The organism is Fluviicola sp. (genome assembly GCF_030151805.1).
In the GTDB taxonomy this organism is placed as follows: Bacteria; Bacteroidota; Bacteroidia; order Flavobacteriales_D; family Crocinitomicaceae; genus Fluviicola.
This window is the reverse complement of sequence record NZ_JASLCN010000091.1, coordinates 1-3170: the sequence shown is the minus strand read 5'-3', so window position 1 is coordinate 3170 and position 3170 is coordinate 1. Positions and strand designations below refer to the sequence as shown.

General features: G+C 42.5%; 1 protein-coding gene and 1 pseudogene. Both read left to right on the top strand.

The features are described 5' to 3' along the window. Positions 1-492 (top strand): annotated as a pseudogene (locus Q1V93_RS03525) (ABC transporter ATP-binding protein); the annotation flags it as partial. A 567-nt stretch (positions 493-1059) separates the two neighbouring features. Continuing rightward, positions 1060-3144, top strand: coding sequence for a TonB-dependent receptor (locus Q1V93_RS03520; RefSeq protein ID WP_300661507.1), 2085 nt, complete (start codon positions 1060-1062; stop codon positions 3142-3144). Positions 3145-3170 lie beyond the last annotated feature (26 nt).

Genomic DNA, 3170 nt, shown 5'->3' with positions numbered 1-3170 from the left:
ACCAATGACCTGGACATTTTTGTAATGAGTGTTCTGGAGGATTACCTGAGAACTTTTGAAGGATGTTTGATTGTTGTTTCGCATGACCGTTATTTCATGGATAAAATGGTGGATCACTTGTTCGTTTTTGAAGGACAGGGAGCGATTAAGGACATCATCGGAAATTACACCGAATACAGAAAGCAAACCGCCGCAGATTACAAGAAAGATAAATCGGACGACAAGCCGGTTGAAGTGGTAAAGGTGAAGCAAATCTCCGAGGAGGCACCGAAAGAAAAACGGAAGTTGTCTTTCAAAGAGAAAAGTGAGTTCGATCAGATCGAAAAGGATTTGGAGCGTTTGGAAGAAGAAAAAATGAAGTGGACCAACGTTTTATCCGATTCAAACTCAACGAATGAACAGCTGATGGATGCAGGTGCAAAATTGGCTGCGATTGTGACTGAGATTGACGAAAGAACCGAACGTTGGATTGAACTTTCTGAGTTTGCTTAAGAGAGGCTCAAACTGAGCGTATTTTTCGGAGTTGTTTTTTCGAATTTCCCTTGCTGTTACCGGGCTAATAGATGCATGTCTATTTGTAAAATTACCTGAATTCATTTCCCGGAAATTGTATTCCGTCACACCTGTTTTAGCCTGTCAATGAATCTATTCCGGATAAGGATCACCAAATCTTCTTTTTAGCTTAGGTTTTGTACGAGAATTCTGGTGATTTTTTTCCGCAAATCCCGAAACAAATCAGGACAGGCTGAACCCGCTCTATGGGTTGTGGAGACAGATAAGCGCCACCAACATCTGCGAATCTATCGGGCTTTGCAAACTACTTTCACGCCGTTCCAGGTTTTATGGAAAAGATTCGTTTCTAAATAGAATTCATCTAAGAAATCACCACTTAAACTCTCGGACAAGTCCTTGTTTTACTAAAACTCACATTAATTTTAATGCTGTTTTTCAGTCTGTTACTGATTGTTTATGCATATCCGTTAAAAATATTTAGTTTTATTTATTTAATATTTTAGTCTTGTCTAAAAATAGTTTTACATTTGTGAAAAATACTTCACCGTGCGTTACTTTACTTTTTTCATTACTTGTTGGATCTCATTCATTTCCATTTCTCAAAATCAAACGATTGATACGTTAAAAACGGAGGCTGATACACTGAAAGAAATTGAGGAAGTAACCATTACAGGAAGCCGGATTGCGGAATCGAAAAAAAACAGTGTGATTTCTGTTTCTACTTTGGACCAGAAATTGTTTCGCGCCATTTCAGCAACTTCCATTTCAGATGCATTGAAATTCTCACCCGGAATCCGGATGGAAACCAATTGTCAGACATGCAACTACACACAGGTTCGAATGAACGGTTTGGGTGGTTCCTATTCCCAGATTCTGATTAACGGAAGACCGTTGTTTTCATCTTTGATGGGTTTGTATGGTTTGGAGCAAATCCCGACGAATATGGTTGACCGGATTGAGATTGTAAACGGTGGAGGTTCTGTGCTTTACGGTTCGAATGCGATTGCAGGAACAATTAATATCATTACGAAGCACCCGACGGCTAATTTTTTCGAGGTTTCGGATAAACTATCCGTGATTCAGAACGGCCCGGTTGAACAAGTGATTCAGTTGAACGGTGCTTTTGTCTCCAAATCAAAGAAAAGCGGGGTTCTTTTCTCCGGGATGAATAAGATCCGGGATGGTTACGACAGAAACGGAGACGGATTCACTGAAATTCCACGGGTAAATAATTCATTACTCGGATTGAATGCCTTTCAGGCACTTGGAAAATCAATCGAATTGCGGGCTGATTTTTGGGTTTTGCATGAACAGCGACAAGGCGGACAATTCTGGAAAGGAGATCCGCAGCAAGCGGAGCAAAGCGAATTCCGGAATCAATTATCGAGCATCGGTCAGTTTTCCGGAACCTGGAAATCGCGCAACAAAAAATGGAGTATTCAGGCGTATACGGGGTATCAGAAAACGAACAGACATCATTACACGGGAATTGATCACGTGGACGCCTGGGGAAAAACCAACAATCTTACCTGGCAATCGGGAATTCAAACCGGGTATATTCAAAAATTCGGTGAAAGGACCAAAATGACTTTGGTGGGAGGTTTGGAACATTACTACGATGCGATTCAGGACACCATTCGCGGATACGATTATTTCATCAACCAGGAGATCAATCAGTTTGCAGCATTTTTGCAGGATCAGATGGATTTCGGAGACAAATGGTCGGTGGTTCTTGGTTTGAGAGCAACGAAACATTCGATGTTGAGGAATCCGATTCTGACACCGCGTCTTGCGCTGCTGTTCAAGGCTAATGGGCAGTGGCAGTTCCGTCTGTCATACGGAAACGGATTCAAAGCACCGCAGGTATTCGAAACGGATATGCACATGGCTTTTGCAAACGGCGGAATTTCCCAGATCCGCGTGGATTCAAACCTGAAGAGCGAAATTTCACATGCTTATTCTGCCCAGGTAAACTGGAGCAGGAGAAGAAAGAAAATGCTGTATTCTTCCGAATCAACGTTATTTCATACGCAATTGCTTCATTCTTTTGTGTTGAACGAAATTCCGAGTGATGATCCGTCCAAAACGCTTCTTTTGCGCACCAATGGTTCGAACGCGTCAGTTAGCGGGTTCAGTGAATCGATTCGCGTTCGCTGGCATAAATTCATCCAGGTCGATGTGAATGTAACGATCCAGGAATCCCGGTATGCGGAAGCGCAGCAGTGGTCTTTGGAATTGGAACCGGTGAAACGCTTCCTGAGAACACCGAATACCTATGGTTCATCCACGATTTCCATTTTCCCGGAAGGTTCCTGGTCGGGATCGGTGAGTTGTGTGTATACAGGAAGTATGCTCGTGCCGCATTTTGCCGGGGCTCCAGAAATTACACAGGATGAGTTATTAAAGACAAAATCATTTTGGGATTTGGGACTCAGAGCCGAAAAAAGCATTCATTTTCACCGTTCGGAGCAAACAATCCGGATCGGGGCGGGAATTCAGAATTTGCTGGACAGTTACCAATCTGATTTTGATACCACGAAATTCCGGGATAGCAATTTCATTTACGGTCCGCCGAGACCAAGAACTTTTTTCGTAGACCTGAAATGGGTGTTGGGGAATAAGCATGAATGAATAATTACGAATTACGAATTACGAAT